The organism is Bacillus sp. FSL W8-0519, assembly GCF_038005585.1.
Taxonomy (GTDB): Bacteria; Bacillota; Bacilli; order Bacillales; family Bacillaceae_G; genus Bacillus_A; species Bacillus_A paranthracis.
In genome coordinates, this window is record NZ_JBBOTL010000001.1 from 783,570 (window position 1) to 790,000 (window position 6,431).

General features: G+C 36.0%; 4 protein-coding genes and 1 rRNA gene (1 of these 5 only partly in view). 4 read left to right on the forward strand and 1 reads right to left on the reverse strand.

The window, feature by feature from the left end; genetic code table 11:
* The first annotated feature begins 28 nt into the window (after nucleotides 1-28).
* From pstC to NST14_RS04035, 3 genes are all read left to right on the forward strand, one after another.
* Complete coding sequence (gene pstC / locus NST14_RS04025; RefSeq protein WP_000676680.1) at nucleotides 29-919, forward strand: phosphate ABC transporter permease subunit PstC; 891 nt, start codon at nucleotides 29-31, stop codon at nucleotides 917-919.
* Nucleotides 920-921: 2 nt separating this feature from the next.
* The gene (pstA, locus tag NST14_RS04030) at nucleotides 922-1,842 is read left to right on the forward strand and encodes a phosphate ABC transporter permease PstA (protein WP_000994142.1); all 921 of its coding nucleotides are present in this window, start codon (nucleotides 922-924) and stop codon (nucleotides 1,840-1,842) included.
* 185 nt (nucleotides 1,843-2,027) lie between these two features.
* Nucleotides 2,028-2,552 (forward strand): AAA family ATPase, encoded by a 525-nt coding sequence (locus tag NST14_RS04035; protein ID WP_000465770.1) that lies wholly within the window; start codon nucleotides 2,028-2,030, stop codon nucleotides 2,550-2,552.
* Between the two features lie 43 nt (nucleotides 2,553-2,595).
* Here the strand turns inward: NST14_RS04035 and NST14_RS04040 are convergent, their stop codons facing one another.
* The gene (locus tag NST14_RS04040; RefSeq protein WP_095842551.1) at nucleotides 2,596-5,640 is read right to left on the reverse strand and encodes an efflux RND transporter permease subunit; all 3,045 of its coding nucleotides are present in this window, start codon (nucleotides 5,638-5,640) and stop codon (nucleotides 2,596-2,598) included.
* Between the two features lie 697 nt (nucleotides 5,641-6,337).
* On the opposite strand from NST14_RS04040, the gene NST14_RS04045 reads away from it, so the two are divergent.
* Nucleotides 6,338-6,431, forward strand: a 16S ribosomal RNA gene (locus tag NST14_RS04045); it runs 1,457 nt beyond the window's last position.

The window sequence follows — 6,431 nt, forward strand, 5'->3', positions numbered from 1 at the left end:
CAATTTATGAAGTGGGGTCTGTCCTGTGATGAAGGGGAAAAAACAAATTAATTACGTGAAAAGTGAATATATAGGAAGATCACTTGTTACGTTTTGTGGTATTTTTATTGTTTTAGTTACATTAGCTATTATTGCATTTATTTGCGGTAAAGGAATTCAATCATTTACGCAAAGTGGTATCTCGTTTACTGAAATGTTAACATCGACAAAATGGAGTCCAAATGCTGATGAGGGAACTTTCGGGGCTGTAATTTTTATTGTAGGTTCAACGGTGGTTTCGTTAGGTGCGGTTATTATTAGTGCGCCAATTGCTATAGCTCTTGCTATATTCATGAATTTAATTTCGCCGAAGTTTGGAAATAAAGTATTGAAGCCTGTTTTAGAATTATTAGTTGGTATTCCTTCGGTTGTATACGGATTATTAGGGGTTACAATTTTAGTACCGCTATTACGTGATTCGTTTGGAGGAGTGGGCTTTAGTTTAATTGCAGGTATTGTTGTATTAAGTATAATGATTTTGCCTACTATTGCTAGTATCGCTTCTGATGCAATACGCTCTGTTCCATTTGATTATTTAGAAGCTTCTTATGGTTTAGGATCAACGAAATGGCAAGCGATTAGCCGAGTGATTGTTCCTGCTGCGAAAAAGGGGATTTTAACAGGTATTGTTTTAGGTTTAGCGCGTGCTTTTGGTGAAGCATTAGCGGTTCAAATGGTAATTGGGAATACGGTTAAATTACCAGAAGGCATATATAGCCCGACAGCAACGTTAACTGGTATTTTGACAATGGACATGACAAATACATTAAACGGAACTGCTTGGAACAATGCGCTATGGACTTTAGCAATGATTTTACTTGTTATTTCATTCCTGTTTATTTTAGTAATTCGAGCAATTGGGCAAAGAGGTGAGCGATAATAATGAATGCAAGAACGGTAAATAAAGTTTGGACAGGTATCTTTTATGCGGTTGCGGCTTTAGTTGTAGCTTTACTAGTGTTCTTAGTGTTTGAGATTTTACAAAAGGGATGGGGTTTTTGGGATCCTAATTTCTTGTTTGGAGAACCAAGTAATACAAGAGCTGGTGGTGGGATTGGTCCGCAGTTATTCAATTCTTTCTATATGCTTGTTATAACGCTTATTATATCTATTCCTCTCGGATTAGGCGCTGGAATATATTTAGCAGAGTATGCAAAACAAGGACGTTTTTTAAACTTTGTTCGTTTATGTATTGAGACAATGGCATCTTTACCTTCTATTGTTGTTGGTTTATTCGGTTTGTTAGTGTTCGTTACAATGACAGGATGGGGATACACAGTAATGGGTGGTGCCCTTGCTTTAACAATTTTAAACTTGCCAGGTTTAACTCGTGTTTGTGAAAATGCGATTTCAGAGGTTCCTTCTAATGTGAAAGAGGCGAGTCTTGGATTAGGTGCAACAAAGTGGCAAACGATCACTCGTATTATTATTCCGTCGTCACTACCACAAATTATTACAGGTGTTATTTTAGCGGCAGGTCGTATATTTGGTGAAGCGGCGGCATTAATTTATACAGCGGGTTTAACATCTCCAATTTTAAATTCAGCAGCGGACTTCTCAAGTCCTGCTCATCCTTTAAACCCATTTAGACCAGCTGAAACGTTAGCGGTTCACATTTGGAAGTTAAATTCTGAAGGAATTATTCCGGATGCGAAGTTAATTGCGACAAAGTCTGCAGCTGTATTAATTATTATGGTATTGCTATTCAATGTTATTTCACGCTTAGTAGCATCTATATTGCACAAACGTTTTACAGGAGCGAAAAGAAAAAGTAAAACGACGAAGAAGGTAAAAGCGGCATAAGTTATAAAGAAGAACTCTCTATTTATAAGTAGGGGGTTCTTTTTGCGTTTTAATATAGAAGGAAAAGGTATAGCGATTGTTGAATTTGTAATTCGTTATATAGATAAAGTGAAATTTTAAACAGTGGGGTTTTACTGCTCACAAATAGTGGGATAAAAAGATGAAAATGAGGGAGTGGGTTTAATTTGTTTTTTCTGCAAATGTCAGGTTTTCCAGGATCGGGAAAATCTACAGTTTCTAAGTATATAGGGGAGTTAACAGGTGCTATAATTGTAGATCATGACGTTTTGAAATCAGCATTGTTAAGATCACTAGAAGTGAAAGGTATTGAATCAACGATTATTGGTGGACTTGCGTATGATGCTGAATGGGCATTGATTGATTCATATTTAGAACAAGGACATAGTGTGATATTGGATAGTCCATGTCTATATAAAGGGATGGTTGAAAAAGGAATTAAGCTGTCTAATAAACATGGTGTGAAATATAAATATATTGAGTGTTATCTGAATGATATGGAAGAGATTAATATGAGACTACAAACACGTAAGCGTCTGGTCAGTCAAATTGAAAAGGTAGAGTCGGAAGTAGCTTTTAAAAAGTGGTTAAATGGTAGTAAAAGACCTCTAAATAGTGAATATCTTATTGTGAATTCTAGTGAACCTCTAGAGCGGTATGCAGAAAAAATGATGGATTATATGAGTAGGTAGAGAAAAAGCGTTATCTTCATTCGTGAAGATAACGCTTTTTCGTTTAAATATCAGGTGTTTCTGTAGAAGTATTTATTTTTCTACGAGAGCGTCTTTTTCTCCCGATTTTATCTAATAGTTCATACATTACAGGAACGACTACTAATGTAAGGACAGTTGAGACTGCTAAACCGCCGATGACAACGACTGCCAAACTTTTCGATACCATACTTCCTGCTTGTGATTGACCAAATAGGAGTGGTAGCATAGCGACGATTGTTGTAATAGCTGTCATAATAATTGGGCGTAATCTAGTGGAACCTGCTTCAAGTAAGGCCTCTCTCGTTTCCATACCGTGTTCTCGGTTTTGTTGTACTCTTTCTATTAATACGATAGCGTTTGTAACGACAATCCCGATTAACATTAATGCGCCGATCAAGGAATTTACATCAACTGGTGTTCCTGAAATGATTAATCCTAAAATACCGCCGACAGCAGCTAATGGCAAGGAGAACAAGATTGCAAAAGGAGCACGCGCCTGCCCAAAGGTAATAACCATAATTAAATATACAATCCCGATTGCAATCCCCATAATCTTGAATAAATCTGTGAAGTTCTCTTGCATAGATTCAGTGGCGCCTGCGATATTTACTTTGGCTCCGCTAGGTAAATCTAAGTCGGCTATCGCTTTGTTCACTTCTGCGCTTACCTTACTTAAATCTTCATTTGAAGCTTCTGCGGTAATTTGAATGGTTTCTTTTCCATCTTTATGGAAGATTTCTGTTTGAAGTTGCTTTTCTGAAATAGTTGCAATGTCTTTTAAAGGAATTGGTCCATTAATAGGTGATAGTATGTTTGTGTTTAAAATGTCTTCTTGTTTCGTAATGCTTTCTTTTTTATGTTCTATCATAATAGTAGTTTTTTCGTTATTGATTGAAACTTCACCAATAGGTGATTTCTTCATAAGGAATGCTACTTGTTGAGCTGCTAATTCTGGTGTTAATCCTAGTTGTTCGGCCTTTGTTTGATCAACATGGATTTGCCATTCTTTCTTAGAGTCTTCTAAATTCGTTTTTACTTTAGAAAGATCATCCATATCTTTTAGTTTTGTTTCGACGATAGTAGCAGCCTTTTTTAAATTCGTTTCGTTAGTGGCTGTTACGTTGAATTGCAAATTATTGCCGCCGCCAGAGCTTGAATAACTCGTTTTTATATAATCAAGTTCAGCGGGTTCAAAAGCGTTATGTTCTTTTTTTAACTCTTTAATATATTGATCAATATCAGAGCCTTTCTTGAAGACTACAAATATACTGGCAAGATTATTTTTCGTCGTTTGCCCCCATTGTGCATCTTCTGCGCTAGATCCCATTCGTAAAATAACATCCGTTACATCTGAATTAGAAAGTAGCTTCTTTTCGAAATCAAAGGCTTTTTGTTTTTGTGTTTCAGGAGCGTAATCAGCTGGGAAAGTCATATTAATAGATAACATTGTGTCGTCTTCAGATTTTATATTCGCTTTCGGTAGTAATACATAGGCAGCAATCGATCCTGCGAATAATAAAAAAGAAGTAAGTAGAATAATGAATTTATGCGAAAGAGACCACTTTAATGTAGCCACATATCGTGGTGAATAACTTGGCTTTTTGTGTTTTGTTTTTTTGAGTAGTAAAAAAGCCATAAGTGGAACAACTGTTAGTGCAACGATTAAGGACGATAGTATAGAATATACGACCGCTAATACCATAGGTAACATTAATTTTCCGATTACTCCTGATACGAGGCCGATAGGTAGAAAAACAGCAACCGTTGTTAAGGTGGAAGAAGTAATTGCGACGGCGACCTCTTTCGTTGCATCGAGAATAATATCTTTAGAGAAAGATTCCTTTTGTAACCGGCGGAAAATATTCTCAATGACAACGATGCTATCATCGACGAGACGTCCAACTGCAACGGCTAAACCACCAAGTGTTAGAGTGTTAAGTGTGATGTTAGATTGGTGTAGTAAAAAGAGTGTTAATAAAATAGATAATGGAATACTGACAACAGCAATGAGGGTCGTTCGGAAGTTACGTAAAAAGATTAAGATAATTAGAGTTGCCGCAATTGCTCCAAGGATTACTTCTTTTCCCATACTAGTAACAGCATTTTCAACTTGCTCATGAGTTGATGCTAAAAGTTTAATAGAAAACTGATCTTTATATTGTTTACTTATATCTTTAATTTTTTTATCGATTTCTTTTCCGGTTGCAACTGCATTTTTACTTGGCTCTTTCATGATGATTAATCCAGTGCCTTCTTCGCCGTTTATATGTGAGATTGTATCGTAGTGTTGTTTAAGTTCAATTTGAGAAACATCTTGTAATTTAACTTGAGGTGCAACAGTGATGTTTTTAATGTCATCTATATTTTTTATATCCCCGATGACACGAAGGTTATATTCTTCTTTATTAACGGTAACAGCTCCAGTTGGAGTGGAAGTTTCTTTTCCTTGTAAAACCTTTAATATTTGTTCCGTTGTTACGTTTTTATCTTTTAATTGGTTTGGGTCTAGTATAATAGATAATTCGGAAGTTGATTTTCCAAAAAACATAACGTTGGCAACGCCATCAATGCTTTCGAGTTGTGGTACGATTTCCTTTTCGATTTGTTTTTCATCTGCTTTTGAAAATCCGTTTTGCTTTTGGATTGCAATTTGAGCGAGTGGAATCATAGAAGTATTTAATTGGCTAACTATCGGTTTAGTTGCATCTTTAGGTAATTTAATTGTATTAATGGCCTTTTCAACTTCACGTGTGGCATCTTTCATATTTGCTTTGGATGTATACGCGATATCGATGCGTGATAATCCTTCGTGAGTAGAAGAGGTGATGTTGTCGATGTGTTCTAAGTTGCGAAATTGTTTTTCAAGGGGATCGGTTACTTCTTTTGTCATTGCTTCAGCGTCGAGTCCTGGAGATAAGGTTGTGACGGTGACTGCGGGATTATCGATGCTAGGTAAAAATTCCATAGGTAATTTAGAGCCGGAATAAACACCGAGTATGGAAATGAGAAAAACCATGATGATAACAGCGGCGCGGTTTTTTAATGAAAACTTCGTTAACCTATCCATAAAGTAATTCCTCCATTGGTTTATTTGTAGTTGAGTACGTCCTTTCTACTATATAACAAAAAATGGATATTTTGCATTAATTAAATGTAAAAAAATTCTAACAATAATCTTAAGTTGATGTTTTGTTGGAATTTCGTTATCTATCCCGCCGTTGGTCGGACGATAAAATTCTCACCTCGAATTCGGTTGGGGGGGAGCTGTCTGTCAACACCCGGCTCTTTCAATTAGTAATGATTTGTGTGGAGGGACAAAAAATCAACATGTGCGCATTATTAGGAAGTGGCGAAGCTATTTTCTTTTTAAATGTGGACTCTAATGTAGAAGAGAATGAAAAGGTGGGAGGGATTATGGAAGGCAGTTTGGTTAATTAGAGTGTATTGGTATACAATCAAAATACTTATTTTCAGTAGAGAGAATAAAAGGTTTTACTATAGAAGAAAGGAGGATAGATAATTTTTTTGTTTTTTTATAAAAAACACTTGTTATTTAAAAACCATGATGGTATATTAATAAACGTCGCTGATGCGGAAACGTAGAAAACGACAAAAAAGAAATTTTAAAACTTAGTTGACATCGAAAAATGAAGATGTTAATATGATGAAGTCGCTTCTGAAGCGATGGACAAGTTCTTTGAAAACTGAACGAAACAAACAACGTGAAACGTCAATTTTTATTTTAGATGCTAGACAAACTAACTTTATTGGAGAGTTTGATCCTGGCTCAGGATGAACGCTGGCGGCGTGCCTAATACATGCAAGTCGAGCGAATGGATTAAGAGCTTGCTCTTATGA